The 20,625-nt window shown below is 23.6% G+C and carries 21 protein-coding genes and 1 riboswitch; of the genes, 1 reads left to right on the plus strand and 20 read right to left on the minus strand.

Going from position 1 to position 20,625, the window contains the following annotated elements; translation table 11 throughout:
• Positions 1 to 93: 93 nt before the first annotated feature.
• On the minus strand, positions 94 to 1,134 hold the full coding sequence (locus Q4E08_RS02845; protein WP_303128088.1) for a hypothetical protein: 1,041 nt from the start codon (positions 1,132 to 1,134) through the stop codon (positions 94 to 96).
• 125 nt (positions 1,135 to 1,259) lie between these two features.
• Here Q4E08_RS02845 and Q4E08_RS02850 point away from each other — a divergent pair, with 125 nt between their 5' ends.
• On the plus strand, positions 1,260 to 2,972 hold the full coding sequence (locus Q4E08_RS02850; RefSeq protein WP_303128090.1) for an FUSC family protein: 1,713 nt from the start codon (positions 1,260 to 1,262) through the stop codon (positions 2,970 to 2,972).
• Between the two features lie 84 nt (positions 2,973 to 3,056).
• On the opposite strand, the gene Q4E08_RS02855 is transcribed toward Q4E08_RS02850, so the two are convergent.
• The 19 genes from Q4E08_RS02855 to Q4E08_RS02945 all read right to left on the minus strand — a co-directional run bounded on the left by Q4E08_RS02855 (position 3,057) and on the right by Q4E08_RS02945 (position 20,476).
• Positions 3,057 to 3,500, minus strand: coding sequence for a hypothetical protein (locus Q4E08_RS02855; RefSeq protein ID WP_303128092.1), 444 nt, complete (start codon positions 3,498 to 3,500; stop codon positions 3,057 to 3,059).
• Between the two features lie 297 nt (positions 3,501 to 3,797).
• Positions 3,798 to 4,280 carry an RNA-binding protein gene (locus Q4E08_RS02860; RefSeq protein ID WP_303128094.1) on the minus strand — a complete coding sequence of 161 codons (483 nt, stop codon included), beginning with the start codon at positions 4,278 to 4,280 and terminating at the stop codon, positions 3,798 to 3,800.
• A gap of 114 nt (positions 4,281 to 4,394) precedes the next feature.
• Complete coding sequence (gene deoD, locus Q4E08_RS02865; protein WP_303128096.1) at positions 4,395 to 5,111, minus strand: purine-nucleoside phosphorylase; 717 nt, start codon at positions 5,109 to 5,111, stop codon at positions 4,395 to 4,397.
• 115 nt (positions 5,112 to 5,226) lie between these two features.
• Complete coding sequence (locus Q4E08_RS02870; protein WP_303128098.1) at positions 5,227 to 6,705, minus strand: amino acid permease; 1,479 nt, start codon at positions 6,703 to 6,705, stop codon at positions 5,227 to 5,229.
• Positions 6,706 to 6,809: 104 nt separating this feature from the next.
• Positions 6,810 to 6,984, minus strand: a riboswitch (Lysine riboswitch).
• A gap of 112 nt (positions 6,985 to 7,096) precedes the next feature.
• A complete protein-coding gene (gene trmB / locus Q4E08_RS02875; RefSeq protein ID WP_303128101.1) occupies positions 7,097 to 7,753 on the minus strand; it encodes a tRNA (guanosine(46)-N7)-methyltransferase TrmB in 657 nt (218 codons plus the stop codon).
• 116 nt (positions 7,754 to 7,869) lie between these two features.
• Positions 7,870 to 8,649, minus strand: a complete 780-nt coding sequence (locus Q4E08_RS02880; protein WP_303128104.1) for a putative ABC transporter permease — start codon at positions 8,647 to 8,649, stop codon at positions 7,870 to 7,872.
• Between the two features lie 70 nt (positions 8,650 to 8,719).
• On the minus strand, positions 8,720 to 9,517 hold the full coding sequence (locus Q4E08_RS02885) for a putative ABC transporter permease (protein ID WP_303128110.1): 798 nt from the start codon (positions 9,515 to 9,517) through the stop codon (positions 8,720 to 8,722).
• A gap of 214 nt (positions 9,518 to 9,731) precedes the next feature.
• On the minus strand, positions 9,732 to 10,586 hold the full coding sequence (locus tag Q4E08_RS02890; RefSeq protein ID WP_303128115.1) for a DegV family protein: 855 nt from the start codon (positions 10,584 to 10,586) through the stop codon (positions 9,732 to 9,734).
• Between the two features lie 124 nt (positions 10,587 to 10,710).
• A complete protein-coding gene (locus Q4E08_RS02895; protein WP_303128118.1) occupies positions 10,711 to 11,892 on the minus strand; it encodes a hypothetical protein in 1,182 nt (393 codons plus the stop codon).
• 47 nt (positions 11,893 to 11,939) lie between these two features.
• Positions 11,940 to 12,587 (minus strand): type II secretion system protein, encoded by a 648-nt coding sequence (locus Q4E08_RS02900; RefSeq protein ID WP_303128120.1) that lies wholly within the window; start codon positions 12,585 to 12,587, stop codon positions 11,940 to 11,942.
• Positions 12,588 to 12,610: 23 nt separating this feature from the next.
• Positions 12,611 to 13,216, minus strand: coding sequence for a hypothetical protein (locus Q4E08_RS02905; protein ID WP_303128123.1), 606 nt, complete (start codon positions 13,214 to 13,216; stop codon positions 12,611 to 12,613).
• Entirely contained in the window at positions 13,170 to 13,916 is a 747-nt protein-coding gene (locus Q4E08_RS02910; protein ID WP_303128126.1) for a hypothetical protein, read from the minus strand. The genes Q4E08_RS02905 and Q4E08_RS02910 overlap by 47 nt, the downstream gene beginning before the upstream one ends.
• Positions 13,903 to 14,547, minus strand: coding sequence for a PilN domain-containing protein (locus tag Q4E08_RS02915; protein WP_303128128.1), 645 nt, complete (start codon positions 14,545 to 14,547; stop codon positions 13,903 to 13,905). Before Q4E08_RS02915 ends, Q4E08_RS02910 begins: the two co-directional genes overlap by 14 nt.
• 1 nt (position 14,548) lies before the next feature.
• On the minus strand, positions 14,549 to 15,598 hold the full coding sequence (pilM, locus tag Q4E08_RS02920; protein WP_303128130.1) for a pilus assembly protein PilM: 1,050 nt from the start codon (positions 15,596 to 15,598) through the stop codon (positions 14,549 to 14,551).
• Between the two features lie 10 nt (positions 15,599 to 15,608).
• Positions 15,609 to 16,361, minus strand: coding sequence for an A24 family peptidase (locus Q4E08_RS02925; protein ID WP_303128133.1), 753 nt, complete (start codon positions 16,359 to 16,361; stop codon positions 15,609 to 15,611).
• Between the two features lie 118 nt (positions 16,362 to 16,479).
• Positions 16,480 to 16,977 carry a type II secretion system protein gene (locus Q4E08_RS02930; protein WP_303128136.1) on the minus strand — a complete coding sequence of 166 codons (498 nt, stop codon included), beginning with the start codon at positions 16,975 to 16,977 and terminating at the stop codon, positions 16,480 to 16,482.
• A 75-nt stretch (positions 16,978 to 17,052) separates the two neighbouring features.
• On the minus strand, positions 17,053 to 17,514 hold the full coding sequence (locus tag Q4E08_RS02935) for a type IV pilin protein (protein ID WP_303128139.1): 462 nt from the start codon (positions 17,512 to 17,514) through the stop codon (positions 17,053 to 17,055).
• A gap of 61 nt (positions 17,515 to 17,575) precedes the next feature.
• Positions 17,576 to 18,787, minus strand: coding sequence for a type II secretion system F family protein (locus Q4E08_RS02940; protein WP_303128141.1), 1,212 nt, complete (start codon positions 18,785 to 18,787; stop codon positions 17,576 to 17,578).
• Positions 18,788 to 18,802: 15 nt separating this feature from the next.
• Complete coding sequence (locus tag Q4E08_RS02945; RefSeq protein WP_303128144.1) at positions 18,803 to 20,476, minus strand: GspE/PulE family protein; 1,674 nt, start codon at positions 20,474 to 20,476, stop codon at positions 18,803 to 18,805.
• Between the last annotated feature and the right edge of the window lie 149 nt (positions 20,477 to 20,625).

Here is a 20,625-nt window from a genome sequence, read left to right on the forward strand (position 1 = left end):
TATTTTGTTCAAATTTGTATTTTAATGTCGATTCATTAATTTCTTCTTTAAAATTTAATTAATTATATAATAAAAATAAAAGAGACTATTTATTTAGTCCCTTTTTATTCCATTAACTTCTTCTCTTATTAAAGTATAATAAGCTTCTAATGAAGAAATTAATTTATTTAATCTATCAAATTCATATTCTAAATCTTTAATATAATATTTTTCATCTTCTTTTTTACAGTCTTGATTTTCTATTTTTTCTTTTAAATATTTTATTATTATTTCAATTTTACCTAAATTAACTTTAGCTTCTTCTAAATCATTTTCATATTTAATTATAACTTTGTATATTTCCTCTAATTTATAAATAATTTCTTTATATTTATTTCCTGGTATCACTTTATTATTATTATTATTATTATTTACTAATGTAATCTCCTTATTACTTTCATTATTAGTAGGCTCTTTATTTTTATCTTTGTTATTTTCTTCATCAAAGATACAATCTAAAACTTTTACTGTACTATCAATTTGTTCTTTTGGGGTTTTCTTATTAAAAATATAAGATATTGCAGATACTATAACTCCTATAAAACAACTAACTATTTGTAAAAAGTTTTTTTGATTTTCACTACTATTTAATATTAAATTATTACTTTCATTTAAAGCTTTATCTACTCCTGAAATTGCAACAGTTAAATTTTTTAATATATTAATTTGAAGATCATTAAGTTCTAAAATAGCTTTTTCTTGCTCTTTCGTTATAACTCCATTACTTTCCTTACGACTTAATTCATAAGATAAATTTTTATATTTTTCAACAGATTTCTTTAACTCAATCTTTGCATTAATATCTATCTTACCATTGTTATATAAATTATCTAGCTTTGTATTAACTGTTATTATTTCATCCTCAAATTTATATTTATATTCATCTTTACCAGTAGCAATCCAAAGTTTTTCTGAATGCGCCATTTTAATAACTTCATCTTTTAAATCATTTAATATTTTTATGTCATTTTTCATTTCATTATTTTCATTTATTTTATTATTTAAGGAATCATAAAAAAAGTAAATTAAACTATTAAATATTAGAACTAGGATAACTGTTATAATTACTACTAATTTTCTTTTTTTATTAATCATATTAACCTTCCCCCATTAAATTTATATTATTATATGAGTTTCATTTAACTTATGTTAATAAACTTTTATAATATAAATTTTTCTCTTGTATATACTATTTTTATATTAAACTGGAGGTTTTGTTTATGTTTAAGTCATTATTTGCAAAATTAAATTTAAATACAAAATCAATGATTAAATATGGGTCTATTGCTAATTTAACATTATTTTCTATTGCAATTCTTTTTGGTGTAGAAAATATTATGTTAATATTCCCAATAACATTAATATCAATAGCCTTATCTTTTGAAAACTTAACTGTAAAACCTTTAACTAAAATTATTAGATTATTGTTTTCTATTACAATAATAGTAACTATATCAACTATAGCTTCTATTTTTTCTCACATTGGAATTATAATAAATTTCATTGCAATATTTTCTATTGCATATTTTTTAACAGTGCGATATAACCCCAAAATATATAAACCTTTTATGATGATATATATTTTTGCTCAAGCATCATCAATTCACTCATTTAATGAGTATTTTATAAAAATATTAACTATATTTTTAGGAGTTTTTATAGCAATTTCTTTCTCACTAATTACTTCTTTATTATTTAAGAAAAATATTTTAAAGGATATTATTTATCATCCTTTTATGCTTTTAAGTGAACAATTAAATAATTTAAGTAAAAATAAATTTGATAATACTATTTATTTAAACTTTTCTAAAGAAATGAGAAGTTTAAGTTATACTATTTATAAAACAAGATACAAAAAATTTTTAACTACTAATATTGGAAAACTTTATTTTGATATGTATTTAATACTTGGAAAACTTAATATACTTTTGAAAGATTATTATAAAAATTCTAATAATGTTACTTTAGAAGATAGATTATTTTTTAAAGAATTAAAAGTCTTATTAGATTCTTTTTTAAAATCTATAGACAATAAAGATTCATTTTATTTGTGCATACAAACATTAAATAAGTTTATAGTAAAATATGAATACAAAAACATTTATAATAACATACTATCTACACTAAAAACATTAAATTTAACTTTAATTAAACTCTTTAACGTAAACTTTAAAGAAAGAAATAATATATATAAAGAATGGGAAAGATCTGATTTAGATAAATTTAAAACATATCTTAAATCTAATTTTAAATTTGGCTCAATAAGATTTAATTTTGCCCTTAGAATATCAATTTGTTTAACTCTTACTTTATATATAGGCAATATGTATTCAATTTATAAATTTATTTGGGTATCAATTACTATAATGTCAGTTATGCAACCATATTATGAAGAAACAATATCAAAAGGTAAAGAAAGGCTTATAGGAAACTTTTTTGGAATATCAATTATAATAATACTTTTGACTATTTTTAATAACAATATTATTACAATAATAACTTTAATCGTATGTCTATACTTAACATACGGATTTAAAGAATATTATAAATTATCAACATTTACTGCTATTTGTTCAATATGTGTTTCATCATTAAATACAAATCTTAATGTTATAACAATAAACAGAATTATATTTATATTGTTTGGAATATTAATAGTTCTTATTGCTAATAAATTTTTATTTCCTTACAAGCTTGAAGATGGAATAAAACAATTATTAACTAAACTACTAAATTATCACTATATATTATCAAAATCTTATATGGATAAAAATTTAAATATAACTGTTGATATAATATTACTTTCTTCATTAACATTAAACAAGTTATTTATTAGAAATATTGAGTTTAAAAATGAAGAAATAACTAGATTAATAGAATATACAAATAAAAGCATAATTTTAAATGGTTATGACTTTTTGTTTTTAAAATAACTTATATATATTATTAAAACTTTTGCCTTAATTAAATAAATACTTTTAATATAAAAAACGGAGCATAAAACGCTCCGTTAAAACTTACTCTTCTATTTTATTACCTTTTTTATTTAAATTTCTAATCCACTTTTCAGCAATTTTTTCTTCATGTTTTTTAAAATGCTCATATTTTTTAACTTCTTTTAATGCATGTTTTAATTTTTTATCTAATTCTTTTTCGTTTAAATCATAATCTCTGTAAGCTGAATAAATCTCCCTTAAAGCTTTCATTGCAGCTTTTTTATCTTTTTCTCCCTTTAAATTATCTAAAAGTTTCTTTAACTCTTTCTTTTTACTTGATAATTCTAAATTTTTCCCTTCTTCTGCAATAGCTAATAACATTTCTAACTTTTCCTTAGTATGCTTAATAGTTACATCTTCAAATGTATCTTCTATACCAAATTCTTTTAAAAACTTTTCAAAATCTTTTAAATTATCTTCTCCTGATAATATTTCTTCAATTTCTATATCTGTAATTTCTATCATGATATAGCCTCCCTTATCTATACTAAGATAAATACTAAAAATTTAATTAACAAAATATCCTTTTAAATACTTAGTAATTATCTCAATTTACTATATATTTTACTCTTATTAAAATATATAAATGTGATTTGAATCACATTTTTCTTTAATGTTAATTAAATTATGTAACATTAAATATTAAATTTTTAAACAAATATCTACTTCTTTAAATCTCTATGTATTTTTAAAATAAATATCTATAAATATTAAAATTAGCCCTCATTACTTTTAAAGATAAAAGAGCTAATTTTATATGAACTATCTTCTATTTCTTCTATTAGAATTTTTATTATTCATATTATAATTATTTGAAGAATTATTCATGTTATTCATAAACATTTCCATCATATTTCTAATTTGTTCTTCATTTATATTATTAAAATTTCCCATACCATTCATATTAGGCATGTTATTTCTACCTAAATTTCCTCTATTATTTCTGTTATTTTGATTTCTCATATTACCCATATTGTTCATATTAGGCATACCATTCATATTTCCCATTCCATTCATTAACATACTCATTAATGGATTTTGACCTTGCATATTCATTCCATTTCCCATTTGTTGCATTCCATTAATTAATTGATTCATCATAGGATTCATTCCCATAGGTCCACCCATTTGTCTACCCATTGGATTTCCACCCATTCCTCCAAATAACATATTTAATAATGGATTTCCTCCAAAGCCTCCCATCTGATTACCCATTCCAAATAACATATTTAACAATGGATTCATATAAAATTCACCTTTCTAATATTACTTCTCATTACATTATATTTTATATATATAAAAGTGACACAAAAAAGCTTATACCATATTGGTATAAGCTTTTTAATAAACAAATTATAATTATGCTAATTCTAATGCTATTTTCATCATTTCTGTAAATGAAGTTTGTCTTTCTTCTGCTGTTGTTACTTCACCAGTGAAAGGACAATCTGAAATAGTTAATATACATAAAGCATTAACTCCAGCTCTTGCTGCATTCATATAAAGACCAGCTGATTCCATCTCTACTGCTAGAACGCCCATCTTTTGCCACTTTCTTAATCCTTCTAATCCTTCATCACCATAGAAAACATCACTTGATAATATATTTCCTACTTTAACATCAATATTTAAATTTCTTGCAGTATTAACTGCTTTTTCAACTAATTCATAACTTGCAGTTGGTGCAAATGTTCCTGGTAAGTTGTATTGACTTGCATAATTTGAATCAGTACATGATCCTATTCCAACTACTATATCACGAGTTTTTAAATCTTCATTTATAGCTCCTGCTGAACCTATTCTTATAAGATTTTTAACTCCATAGAAATGTATTAATTCATAACTATAAATTCCTATTGAAGGAATTCCCATTCCAGTTCCTTGAACTGAAATTCTTTTTCCTTTATATGTTCCAGTATATCCAAGCATTCCTCTTACTGTATTATATTGAACAGGGTTTTCTAAGAAAGTTTCTGCTATATATTTAGCTCTTAGTGGATCCCCTGGTAAAAGCACTGTTTCTGCTATATCTCCTAATTTTGCTCCATTATGTGGTGTTGGTACATTTTGTGTCATAAACCATTCCTCCTTTTGCTTTTAAAAATATTATATCATATAATAGCATTTTTTGAAAACCTTTTCCTTATTTTTTTCTTAAAATTTTATTTAATATAAAATATTTCTATAAATTTTAACTTTCTTCAAGAACTAAATCAATGCTATTTTCAGTTACTTCTTTATTATTTATAATATTTCTTTCTAAATCCACATCTTCTAATTTAACTAATTTTGTTTTATATTTAATTTTATATGAAATCCATAAAATTAAAAATAATGGTATTCCTATATAAGATGATATTAACCCCATCCATTCTATTCCTTCTGGTTTAATGTATACAAAACCTTGTCCAATAACAACTACTGCACAAAGTACTAATGCTATTATCGGTCCAATTGGAAATATACTTGCTTTATAAGGTAACTTATTTATATTTTTTCCTTGTTTTACATATGCTTTTCTAAATCTATAATGACATAATGCTATACCAAGCCAAGCTATAAAGCCTGCAAGTCCTGATGCAGCAACAAGCCAAACATAAACTGTACTTTCTGCATAAAATCCTGTTAAAAAACATGCTGATGCTATTATTGTAGTTAAAATAACAGAGTTAACAGGAACCCCTTTTTTGTTAACTTTTGAAAAAACCTTTGGTGCCATATTTTCTTTAGCCATTGAATAAAGCATTCTACTTGATGCATACATTCCTGAATTACCAGCTGACAAAACAGAAGTTAATATTACTGCATTCATTAAAGATGCCGCACCTGCTATTCCAACCTTTTCAAAAACCATAGTAAAAGGACTTGTATTTACTCCAGCTTGTACTGATGGAATTATTAACCCTATAACAATTATAGTTCCTATATAAAATATTAAAATTCTCCAAAATATTGTATGTACTGCTTTCGGTATTGTTTTTTCAGGATTTTCTGATTCTCCCGCAGCAATACCTATAAGTTCAGTTCCTTGAAATGAAAATCCAGCTATTAAAAATATTGAAAATATTGATTTAAATCCTCCAACAAAAGGTCCTCCATTTGAAAATATATTTTTAAAACCTAAACTATCACCCTTCATTATTCCAAATATCATAAGTGTACCAATTACTATAAATACAATTACTGTAATAACCTTTATACTTGCAAACCAAAACTCTGATTCACCATAAGCTTTAGATGATAATAAATTTAATCCTACTATTAAAACTAAAAAAATAATACTCCAAACTATTGCGGGAACATTTGGAAACCAATATTTCATTACAAGTGAACCTGCAACCATTTCTGTCGCTATAGTTATAGCCCAATTGTACCAATAATTCCATCCTAATGCAAAGCCTAATGCAGGATCTATAAATTTTGTAGCATACACTCCAAAAGATCCTGAAACAGGCATATAAGTAGCCATTTCCCCTAAACTTGTTATTAAAAAATATACCATTATCCCTATTAGACCATAAGCTACTATAGAACCTCCAATTCCTGCAACATGTATACTATCTCCCATTGCAAGAAATATTCCAGTTCCTATAGAACCACCTAATGCAATCATGTTTAAATGCCTTGCCTTTAACCCTCTCTTTAGCTCATTACTTTCTGTCTCATTCATGTCTATTTCCTCCTTAGCTTAGTATAAAAATAAAACCCTGAGGAAAAACTTCACTCAGGGTAAATAAGTTCATTTCAATATAATATACTAAACTAATTATGCCTTTGAATGATAGCCCTCCACAAAATAAATTTGTGACAGTCTTATACATATTCTGCACAAAACCAGCATATAATCTTAAAGCATCAATTATACACTTCGGCAAATTTTCCTTTCATATTAAATCATAGTGCTTACCTCATTAATATTACTATTAAAATTTGCGCCTCTACCTCAAAATTTAAATTTATACATTTTTCATTAGTTATTATGCACCTTATTTTTTATAATTTCAACAAATCATATTACTTATTATTACTTTATTTACAATTATTATTATTTATTAATATTTTTAATTTCTTACAGCTATTAAAAATTTTGTTTTTATTCCTTCTTTTGTAAACATTTCTTCATGTTCTGTTACTACGTTTCCTTCGAAACCACTATTATGTAAATCATAAGTTATATATTTTATATCAAATCCACTTTCTTTAAAGTATTCTAAAGATTCTTCAAATAATTCATCATCATCTGTCTTAAACCAAATTTCTCCATCTCTTGAAAGAAATTTTTTGTAACTATCTAATTGTCTAGTGTGAGTAAGTCTTCTTTTCTTATGTCTTTCTTTAGGCCAAGGGTTGCAAAAATTAATGTATATTCTATTAATTTCATCATCTTCTCCAAGCATATCATTTATTAATGCTATTTCTTGTGCCATAAGCTTAACATTATTTATTTCCATACCTTTTTCTTTAAACGCTTCTTCTATATTTCTTTTTGCAAGCACTAAAACTTCGTCTTTTATATCTATAGCTAAATAATTTATATTAGGATTTTCTGATGCATGAACAGCCATAAATGTTCCTTTTCCACATCCTAATTCTAAATATAAAGGTTGTTCTTCTTTAAATGATTTATTCCATTTTCCTTTAAGTTCTTTTGTATCTACTATAAAAAAGTCACATGCTTCAAGCTCAGGTCTAGCCCAAGGTTTTCTTCTCATTCTCATTATATGTTCACTCCATCTTTATAAAGTTTCATTCCTATTATACATAGTTTAAATACTATTAACAACAAAAATTAGGATAGAACTTTTTGTTCCATCCTAATTAAATTTCACAAAATTTATTTTTTAATAAGATTTTTAATATTATTTAATGCCTTATAATCATATAAATGCTTACTGTTTGGGAATGCATTTAATAATCTTCTATTAATTTTAGCTTCTCTTTTAAGTTCTTTTATTCTATTACTTAAATCTAATAATTTATCATATTCCTTATTAGTTCTTCTATTTTGAATTTCAATTTTTAATTTATTTATTTCACTCTCACTAAACTTTTCAAATTGAATACCTAATTTATTTAATTCAACTTTAATATCTTTAACCTTTACTAAATGTTCCTTTAAGTGTAATAAGTGTGTAACTGTAAAAATTAAATCAATAATAAATATTATAGATATAATACCTGATAACGAATAAACAATACTTGAAGAAAGTGATGTAAGAATATCTTTTATAGATGGCTGTAATACTTCTATAATAAATACTGAAAGAAGTCCAAAGAACGTGGAATTTAAAAGACATACTCTTCCATTTATATTAAACTTGTGTTTTGAATAATCCCACCATTTCATATTAAATAATTTTTCTAATATATATGAAGTTATATATTCTAATATAGATGCTAATATCATACCACCAAAAAATACAAATAAAACATTATCCTTTAATCCATCAAGTACTGATAAAACTATAATTGCTCCAAATCCATATATAGGACATACTGGTCCATAAAGAAATCCTCTATAAGTAAATTTTTTATCAATTATAAAACAGTATATAGTCTCACTTAGCCACCCTAAAAAACTATATATTGTAAAATAAAGAATTAATTCTCTCAAAAAAAGCCACCTCCAATTATATATTATTATATACCTTTAGAGATGACTTTGATTTAATAAATTGTTAAATTTAATCTTTATTCCAATAATCTATAATACTATCTTTTAACTTTTTAAATTGCTCTCCATAACGTTTTGATTTCATATTAGGAAAAGCTTTTATTAATCTATTTTGAGTACTTGACCTTAATTGCATCTTTTTAAAATAATTATATGTATCTTCAAATTTACTTTTAATTCCCTTTATATCACTAGTCTTTTTAAGTAAATTTACAATTTTATCAAATTCTAAATCATTTAACTTATCCATTGAAATTCCAAGTCCCTTAAGCTCAATATTAATTTGAGTTATTTTTTTAAGCATTTCATTCATATCAACTAATGACGTTACTGTTGCTATTATATCAATTATAAATATTATAATAATTACGATTGCTGAAATTAATGCATATTTTGTAGGAATTAAACTTATTTTTGATATTATAAAAGGATGTAATACCTTTACTAAAAATACTGATAATACACCAAATAAAAGTGAATTCAAGACGCATATACGTCCTTTATAATTAAATTTATAATTTGAGTAATCCCACCATTTTAAATCAAATGCATTTTCTAAAATAACAGCTGTTATATATTCTATCGCTGTAGTTATTATAACTGCCATTATAAATAACAATAATATATTGTAACTAAATCTATCTAATAATCCAATAACTAATAATGATCCAAAACCATATACAGGACAGACAGGTCCATTTAGAAAGCCCCTATTTACCCAAACCCTGTCTATAGCTGCACAATATACACATTCACATATCCAACCTAGTATACTATAAACAGTAAAATATAAAATTAAATGTACCATAACCTTTAGTCAATCTCCTCCTATATTATATATTTCAAATAATTGTGTTAAATTTGTATAAATAATCTATTATAAATATACACTTTTTATTATTATAATTCAAACTAATTAATTCTATTTAAATTAATTATTAAAAATATCATAATAAATATAAATAAATTTTTATTTTGTATAATTAAATACATAAAAAAAGAGGGAAATATTCCCCCTTAAATTATTCTTCTAATATAGCTACTCCTAAAGCTCCTGGTCCTGTATGTATTCCCATAGCAGCACCTATTTCTTCTAGTGATATATTTGTTATGTTTTTGTGTCCTTTTATATCATCAAAAAATTTTTTTGCATCTTCATCAGCATCAGCTGATAGTACCCATATTTTGCATTTTCCTTTATCTAAATAGCTATTTACAATATCTTTCATTTTTGATAAAGCTTTTTTTCTACCTCTTGCTTTTGCGTAATTATATAATTCGCCTTCATCATTTGATGATACAATAGGTTTTAAATGAAGCATTTCACCTATAGTTCCTGCAACTTTTCCAATTCTTCCACCTTTAGTTAAAAACTCTAATGTTTGAAATGTTATGAAACCATGTGTTCTTTTTCTTATATCTTCAAGTGAATTTAATATTTCTTCAAGAGGCTTGTCTTCTTTTATCATTTTAGAAATTTCTAAAGCTATAACACCTTGAGGATATCCTAAAGTTCTTGTATCAAAAAAGTGAAAGTTTATATCATCATATTCTTCAGTAACTAATCTTATACCGTTGTATGTTCCTGATAATTTACTAGAAACAGTTACCACAATTATATCTGTAACACCTGATCCTTTTAACTCATCTATAACTTCTTCTATATTCTTTAAATCAGGAAGAGATGTTGTTGGTATTTCATCATTTTCTTTTAACCTTTTATAAAGTTCTTTTGAAGTTAATGTAATTTTATCTAAGTATTCTTTTTCTTTATATATTATTCTTAATGGTACCATTTTTATATTATTTTCTTCTAAAGTCCTTAAACTTAAATCTGAACTACTATCTGTTAATAAAGCAATCTTTCTCAATCCCATTCCTCCTCTTTTGTTATTTAAAATTTTATCATATTATTAACACTTTAGCAACATTTTAAAGAGGTTTTTGTTATTTTTTGTCTTATTTTTATATAAAAAAATAGGCTGATTAAATAAATTCAGCCTATTTTATTAATTTTTTTAAAACATTTTTAAGATTATTACTTATATCTTTAAAACTTCCTTTTAAATATATATCAGAATCTTCTATGTTTATTCCATTTTTAGATACAATGCTCATATATACATCATCATTCATAAATAAATGATTGTGCGTTCCAATTTTAACTTCATTAAACTCTACTTTTCCACTTGAGTAAATAAATAATTCATCACCTTCTAAACCATAATTACTCTCACCTATATTTTCTATATCTAAATTACCGTTACAAACTAACAAATATGAATCATGCCAATCTGCATTTAAAAAATCTCTATTTAACTTTATTAAAATAGCAGAATAATCTTTAAATTCACTCTTTGCTTCTTCTATAGATTTGAAATATTTTATTTTATATTTCTCATCCTTTTCATAACCTTCATTTATTAATACAACCTTCATTTTTCTTCCGAATATATTATGATTTTCTAATTTGTTTATTAATTCATTTAAATTACTTACACTTATATCTCCTTTTTTAAGAATTAAATTTAAACTCTTTGTTTTTTCATTTTTCTTATTTAGGTTAATTCCGTTTTTTAATAAACTTGGTAATTTAACATTATTGTCAAGTCCATAGAAATTATATGATACATTTTCAATAGAACCACTTAAATCTTCTACTGAAAATTTATGTCCACCTAAAATATTAAACATACCTATTTTTTTATTATCTAAAACATTAAAGAAATCTTTTCCTTTTAATTCCTCATCTTCTATTTTTACAATACTATTTTTACTGCTCTTTAAATTACCTAAAGTTACTGTTGCATTAATGTTAAACTCATTATTTCCCTCATTATATACTTTCACATAATATTTATAATTATCATTACTTAATCTAACATTTTTATTTACATATGATATATTTTTAAAATTATCATCACTTAATATATCTTTAATATCATTACCAGTAAAATAAGCACCTTGTCCTACCTTTATATTTTTATATTTTTGTTTATTTATTAAATAATATTCACCTATACTAAGTGCAGACATTGTAGCACCTTTTAATGCTTCATTATTATTTTCATCATTATTTAATTTGCTCGTATTAACTATATAAGAATAAGTAGCCAAACCTATTATAACTAATGCTGTTAAGGTAAGCAAAACAACTACCAATGCTGAACCTCGTTTTTTCATTTAATTCACACATCCCTATTAATAACTTATTTAATAGTTTTATTATATTAATTAATATTAACCTCAATTATTCTTTCATTTGATTTATTTACTGAAAAATTATACTCTCTTGATATACCTTTTTTTGTATATTGTAAATAAAAATAATACGTTCCTTTATTCTCATTTACATTAAATTTAGTTACATTATCACATATTTTTCTATAAGATACTATGTTTCCAATAATATTAACTGACCCATTTAAAATATTATCAGGATCTAATTTATATTCTACATCTTTTGAATTTACTTGTATCATATAAAAAGTTCTTACTCCTTCTTTTTCAAAAGAAATTAATATATTATCAATATTACTCTTTTTATTCTTAATAACTAAATATGCCTCTTTTAACTCATATCTACTATTTTTAAATTCATTATTGAAATTATTATTTTGTTTATCTAAATCTGATAAAGTCCATCCTCTTGATGTATTATCATCATAAAATAATTTTATATAATCTCTATCTTCTTTTATAGAATTCTTTATAACCTGATAAAAGTTTCTATATTCATTTTCAATATCAGCATTTATTTTTGTAGTTTCAGCTCTCTTTATTCCAGTTATATAAATTCCAAAAATAGCAATTAAAATCACACACATTATAGACATGACTGCTATTAATTCAACTAAAGTAAATCCTTTTTTCTTCATATAGAGAACCTCTTTTCTAAAGTTTATTTTTTAATAACTACTCCTTCATTTATAGGTCTTACTATTAGTTGTTCACTTAAAGATTGTACCCCTTTTGTTTTTAAATTTATTACTTCAGCATTTGGCTTCTTTTCACCACTATCGTAATAATAATATTGATACTTATTAAGTATAATTACTGATATTGTTATAAAGTATAACCCTTTATTTTCTTCTGATGAAGTTGTATCAATATAAACTATATATTTAATAGGATCATCTTCACTATTTATAGAAGTATACGTATTATTAACTGGCTTTATAATTCCATCCCGAATATCACCTGTTAACATACATTGAATAGAGTAAATATCATTTATTTCAAATTTGACCTCTTTATTTAATAAATAATCTTTAAAAAAATTGTTATTTTCATTATATAAAACATCTCTTACACCTTGTATTACAGTTGTTGCTTTTATTGAATTATTAGTTGAATTTTCACTTTTAATTGCACTCATTATAAGTCCACTCACTGCAATAAAAAGAATTATAAATATTGAAAGTGCTGCTACAACTTCAACAAGGCTTATTCCTCTTTTTTTAATTGAAATAATTTTTTTTACCGTATGTTCCTTTATTAAAATCATACTTCTCATTCTCCTTATAATTTAAATTATAATATTCTATTTGAATAGTCCCTTGAAGTATGTTATTTTCTTTTTTATTTGAATCTAACTTGTTAATTTGTAAGCTATCTATATTTATTTTTCTTTTATTTGTTTCAATCTTATTAATAAAACTTATTATATTTTCAAAACTTCCATTTACAGTTAATGTTGCACTATGTACTATTACATCATCTTTATTTAATTTTATTTCATTGTTTGAATTATCATCATTTATTAAATTAAATTCCTTTTCACTATTTGATTTATCCTTTGAATTCTCTTTATCATTTAATACTGTATATTTTTTTTCAAAATTTATATTAATAATCTTTATATCTGTTACTCCAGCTATAATTGTTAAATCTTTAAGAATATCTGCTTGTTTCTCTGTTTTAGGAAGTTTTTTTAAAATTTTATTGTAATTATATGTAACATCATTTAACTTAATTCTAAGTTTATCTTGTTTAGTTATTCCATAAAGAGCATCTGATTTTTGATTATTAAGATTTAATATTTCAGCTTCTAAATTTTTATTTTTGTTATCTAAAGGTTTTATTACTAATTCTTCAATTATTAAAAAACTAAATATTAATATGCTTATAAATAAAAGTAACTTTTCTTTTCTACTTAATTCTTTTAAATGTTTTATAAACTTATATTCCCCTTTACTTTTCTTCATATGTTTTTACTCCTTCTGTTGAAATAGTAAATCTAACCTTTTTTATTACCTTTGGTTTCTTATCTTCTTTCTTTTCTACCTTCTTATCTTTATCATTATTTTTATCATTATTAATATTTCCAACTTTATCTTTATCGTTATAATCATTAATTTCTATATCTTCAGTTGATATAAGTCTTGAATCCTTATATAATTTGCTCATTTGAAGATTTGCTAAAAATATAGTTATATCTTCATCACTATTTGCAATTCCTACCATATTTATTCCATCTTCTTTAAAAGTTATACTTTCTAAAGATACATTTTGAGGAAAGTATTTTTTTAGATTATTTAAATATTCCCATGCTGAAACATTTCTATCTATGTTTTTTACTTTGTTTATAAATGCTTCTTTATTTTTTATATCATTGGATATATTGTTATAATTACTACCTTGTTCTTTATAATTTTTAATTTCTGACTTTAAAAGTTCACTATTTCTTTCTAAAGATTTATTATTATAATATATAACTCCTGCATTTATAAATAATAAAATTATAATTATTAAATAAACAGCTATTAGTACTTTTCCTATACATTTTTTCTTATGTTTTTCTATACTTTTTGGATTAAGATTTAATTGTTTTCTCATTTTAATTTCTCCTTAAAAATAATCCATAAAGAGGTAAATATCTTCCAAACTCTTTATCTGTATTTTTAACTTCAAGACCTAGGTCTTCTGTACTTCTTATTAATTTACTTTTTATTAAAAAGTAATCTTCTATATATTTTATAGCTGTATTATTTAATTCCAAACTAGATAATATAACTATCTCATTAACTTTGTTATATCCCTTACCTGAATTATAAAATTTAATTGTTTTATCTACTATAGATAATAAATTATCTACCGAATCCTTTATTTTTGGATATTTATTAAATGTATCTATTAATTCAAATGATTTTATATCTATTCTTTTTGATTTATTTTTATTTGAATAACTCTTATATGTAACTGTATTTTCTAAATCATTATTTCTTCTATATTCTCTTATAATATTTTGGAATCCAAATGGTATATTTCTCTCTAAATTCATAACTCCATCATTTGCTATAGAAACAATACTAAAACTATAACCTAAATAAAATAATGCTACAGTTTTTCCTCTATATTCTAATGTACTATTTAATAAAACCTTATTTATTGAATTTGTTAATACATCTATTATTTCTAACTTTTTATTTAAAGCTTTGCTTAATTCTACATAACTATTAATTTTATCTTTTATACATGCAGCAACTAATATATCTACTTTAGGATTATTTATTCCTTTTTCTTTTCTTATTACTTCATAATCTATATAATAATTTTCGTCATTTTGAACTAATTCCTTAACTTCGTATTCAACTGCTTCCCTTAAATTCTCACTATTCATCTTTGGTAATTGAATATGTCTAGTTACAACATCACTTCCAAATATAACAAAAGATAATTTATCTTCATTTATGTCATTTTCTAAAAAATATTTTAATAATATTTCTGATAACCCAACTACATCTTTTATTGTTCCTTCTATACACATTCCTTCTTCTATTGGTATAGAATCATATAATTTTATTTTCTTTTTATTTCCAATCAAAATATCTATAAACTCATCTTTAATAGTTAAAATAATACTATCTTTGCTTCCTAGTCTAAACATTCTTATCCTCCTATATAAATGTATTTAAATATACATTTAATATATCAATCCCCCATAATACCGAAATAAAAGTACCTAATGCAATAAAAGGTACAAATGGCATCTCCATTTTTCTTTTACCTATTATTAATAAAAATATGGCTAATATTCCACCTAAAATTATAGAAACTATCAATGTTACTCCCATTAATATAGGGCTTAAATATAGAGCAACAAAAAGATATACTTCTAAATCCCCTGCACCAAAGCCATCAAATCTTTTTGAAATTAAATATATTATTCCTACTATAATAAGAGGTATAAGTATACTAATTATTCCTTCCTTTAAAGGTTTTCCATTTATTATTTCTATTATTGAAAATGATATACCAAATAAAAATCCAACTAAAGATACACTAAAATAAACTTCTTTTGTTTTTATATCAATAGTTGAAGCTATTATAAGTATTGAAAATAAAACTATGTATTTAAATGTATTTATAGTTAATCCAAAATTTAAATACATTATTAAAAACATAAATGCTGTAATTAATTCAATTAAAGGATATATAATACTTATTTTTTCATTACAGCCTTTACACCTTCCCCTTAAAATAACCCAACTTAGAACTGGTATAAGCTCATATGCCTTAAGTTCTCTGCCACACTTTGCACAATGTGATGGTGGATATGCAATATTTTCTTCTCTTGGTATTCTATAAATACAAACATTAAAGAAACTACCAAATACTAATCCAAATATAAAAAATATTAAACCTATCATTTAAACTCCTTTATATAAATTTTTTATATTTTAATAATTGTCCACTTTTTTAAATTTTAAAACATTAATCTTAAATAACTATTTTATTAACTTTAATAACTTTATATCTATATTCTTTTTAATTATTGTTTTGTTGTTTAGTATTTTCATCTTTTATAGGAATTCCGCTCCAGTTATTCAAACACCCATTTTTATCTAATACAATTTTATTAGTGTCAGCATTAATTACTTGTTTCAATAATCCTATGTAATATGCATTTGAAAGTTTCTTTTCTGCTTTTTTTCCTTCTTCTTTGCTTATATAATTTTTTTCTTCCAGTATTGTTATAACTGATTTAGCCCCATTATTACAATCATTTTGAAATAAGTTCATGTTATCAAAAATTATATTTTTCTTTTCCGTATCTCCTTGAACACTTCCATCTTCAGGAATGATGATTCCTTCATTATATGCTCTCTCTGCTGCATCATATAAATTTTTTGCTTCTGTTTGTATTGCAACTTTTTTTGATTTATCTACATATTGTATTACTCTTGGAACTGCTATTATCGAAATTACTGCAAGTATAGCAATTACTGCAATAACCTCAATAAGTGTAAATCCTTTTTTCCTCATAAAATCACTCACTTTAAAATTTAATTCATTAAAAGGCTGTCAAAGCAGCCTTTTAATTTTTATATTAATTTATTTTTATTTATGACCTTGTCCTTGAGTAACAGAACTTGAATCTACTTCATTAGATGATTTAGGTAATTCTGCTAAATTATCTCCATTAAGTTTTATATCATTTAAATTTGCATTCATTATAGTTTTTAAATCTTTTAATTTAATATTTTGTATATTTTTAAATTTATTAGTATTTACATTGCTTAATAAATTATTTGATGTTAATTCCGTTATAGCAGTCTTAACATCCATATCATTAAATTTGGTAGAATCTATTATGTCTTTTAATCTTCCATCATTATATGCAGCTTCCGCAGCATTATATATAGTTGCTGCTTCTGTTTGTATTGCAACTTTCTTTGACTTTTCAACATATGATATTACTCTTGGAACTGCGATTACTGCAAGCACTGCAAGTATAGCAATTACTGCTATAAGCTCAATAAGTGTAAATCCTTTTTTCTTTTTCTTCATAAGTTTATTCATAACTTATTCCTCCTTAAAATATTGTTTTATTTAAAGCAATAAAGCTTAATATCTCTTAATACTAACTTATTTGTACTGTGTCATACATTGAGAACATAGGTAATAATAATGATATAACAATAAATCCAACTAATATTGCTAATACTACAATCATTACTGGCTCAACTAAATTTGTTAATTTTTCTAATGCAAAATTTGATTCAGAATCATAAAATTGAGAAGCTTTCTCCAATATTTCTTCAACACTTCCTGATTCTTCACCAACCTTTATAGATTGAATAAGCATCTTAGGAAATGTATTACTAATTTCTAGACTTTCTGCAATACTAGATCCCTCATTTATTAAATCTTTACTATTGATTAATTTTTTCTTTAAATACTCATTTCCTATAACATCTGAACATATCTCTATACATCTAACTACACTTATTCCACCACCAAATAATATAGAAAAAGTTCTCGCAAATCTTGCTGTATAAATTTGCATAGTCATATTTTTTATAAATTTAAATTTTACTATAAATCTATCTCTAAACATTTTATACGCTTTATTCTTATTTAAAATATTATTTTTAATTATTAAAAACAACAACACTACCAAAATTATATAAATCCAATTTTTTTTCATAAAATTACTAATCCACACAACTATTTGTGTTGGTATTGGTAAGCTTATATTTGCTGACAACAAGTTTTTCACAAATATAGGAACTACAAAAGTAACAAGTACTAAAACTATAAGTATTGAAAATGCAAATAAAAATTTAGGATATATAAGTGCATTTTTTATTTTCTTTTCTTGTTTATATTGATTATCATAGTAATCTGCAAGACTTTTCATTATTTCATCTATCTTCCCTGTTTCTTCACCGACTTCTATCATATATACAAATAAATTTGGTAAATCTTTATGCTTTTTAAAAGCTTCAGATAACAGCTTACCCTTGCCCACTTCATCATAAACATTTCTAAGTATACTTTTTAGCTTCTTATTTTCAATTTGGTCTTTCACTATTTCTAGACTCTGAATTATTGTTATTCCTGATGATAATGCAAAATACATTTCTCTACAAAATATAGAAATATCTTTCTTAGGTATTTTTTTTAACATATCAAAATCTATATTTAAAGACTGTCTTCCTGTATCATATTTAGTTAAATAAAATCCTTTTTGCTTTAAAATTTTTCTTAACTCATCAACATTATTTAATTCTATTTTCCCTTTTAATAGCTTACCATTAAGGTCTTTTGCTTCATATTTGTATAAAGGCATAATTATTTTACTCCTTTATTCTTTTATTAAAGTTATTCTCATTAATTCATTCATGCTACTTGTACCATTTTTTACAATATCTACTCCACTTTCAAATAAAGTTTTCATTCCACTTTTTTTAGCTTCGTCTCTAATTTCATAAAAATTTCCCTTATTAGCTATAAGTTCTCTTATATTTTGATTTATTTCCATTATTTCAAATATTCCAATTCGCCCTTTATAACCTGTCCCAGAACATTTTACACATCCAACTGGTTTATAAAGTTTTAAATTCTCATCCTTACTTACACCTAAAAGTTCTTTTTCATAATTATTTGCTATATATTCTTTTTTGCAATTATTACATAATCTTCTCATTAACCTTTGTGCTATTACTCCAGTTAAAGATGCAGCAATTAAATAAGGTGGAACATTCATATCCATAAGCCTTACAATAGCTGCTGGCGCATCATTAGTATGCAAAGTGCTTAACACACTATGACCAGTTATTGCAGCTCTTATAGCCATAGTAGCTGTTTCTTCATCTCTTATTTCTCCAACCATTATAACATCAGGGTCTTGTCTAAGAATTGACCTTAATCCTGAATTAAATGTAAGTCCAGCTTTATTATTAACATTAACCTGAACTATCCCGTCCATTGTATATTCAACAGGATCTTCTAAAGTTATAACATTATTTTCTTCTGTTTTTAAATCCTTTAATATTGAATATAATGTTGATGTTTTTCCACATCCGGTAGGACCAGTAACTAAAAACATCCCATATGGATTTGAAGTAATTTTATTAACTAAATTTATGTCATCTACAGTTAATCCTAAATTTTCTTTAGTAAATTCAAAAGATCTTTTATCTAATATTCTAATTACTAGATTTTCTCCATTTACTGATGGCAAAATAGATACTCTTAAATCTATATCTCTTTTATCAATATTTATAACTATTTTTCCATCTTGAGGAATTCTTCTTTCAGCAATATCCATTCCACTTAGCAATTTTATTCTAGTAACCATTGAATTTAATGGTTCTTTTGGAGCTTCAAATTGTTTTCTAAGTTTTCCATCTATTCTATATCTTATGATTATTTTATTTTTTTGTGGTTCTATATGTATATCACTTACATCATTTCTAATTGCATTTTCTATTATTCTATCTATAAGTCTAACAGAAGGAGATTTATTATCCTCATCAATTGAAACACTTTCCTTTATTTCTTCAGCTTCTTTTTCGTTTAATTTTGCTTCGGCTTTTGACATGTAATCTTTTGAATAATATTTTGCAATAGCTTCTGATATTTCTTCTTCCATAGCTATTCCAATTTCAATCTTATATCCAGATGATAATTCTACATCTTCTTCAGCAAATATATTAAGTGGATCAGACATTGCAACAACAAGATGATTATCTCTAAATCTTACTGGTATAAGATTATACTTTTTAGCTAAACCTTCTGATATAGTTGATACAGCATTCATATCAATATCTATAAGTTCTAAATTTATTCTAGGTATTCCAAGTTGTAATTCTAATATGTTTAATAAACTTTCTTCTGTTATATATCCAAGTTCTACAAATATACGTCCTAATCTTTTATTAGTTGTCTTTTGAATTTTTATAGCTTCTTGAACTTGATTTTCTGTTATATATCCAAGTTCTACCAAAAGGTCTCCTAATCTTTTTTTCTTATTCATTCAATCACCTTAAATTCTCTATATTACTTGACTATTATACAACATTCAATATATATATCCACTGTTTAAATTTAGAAATTTATTATTTCTTTTTTATATATTTACACTTTATTAACATTCAAAAAATAAGGTGAAAAACTTAAGTTTTT

The sequence above is a fragment of the Clostridium sp. genome (assembly GCF_030532265.1).
Classification (GTDB): domain Bacteria; phylum Bacillota; class Clostridia; order Clostridiales; family Clostridiaceae; genus Clostridium.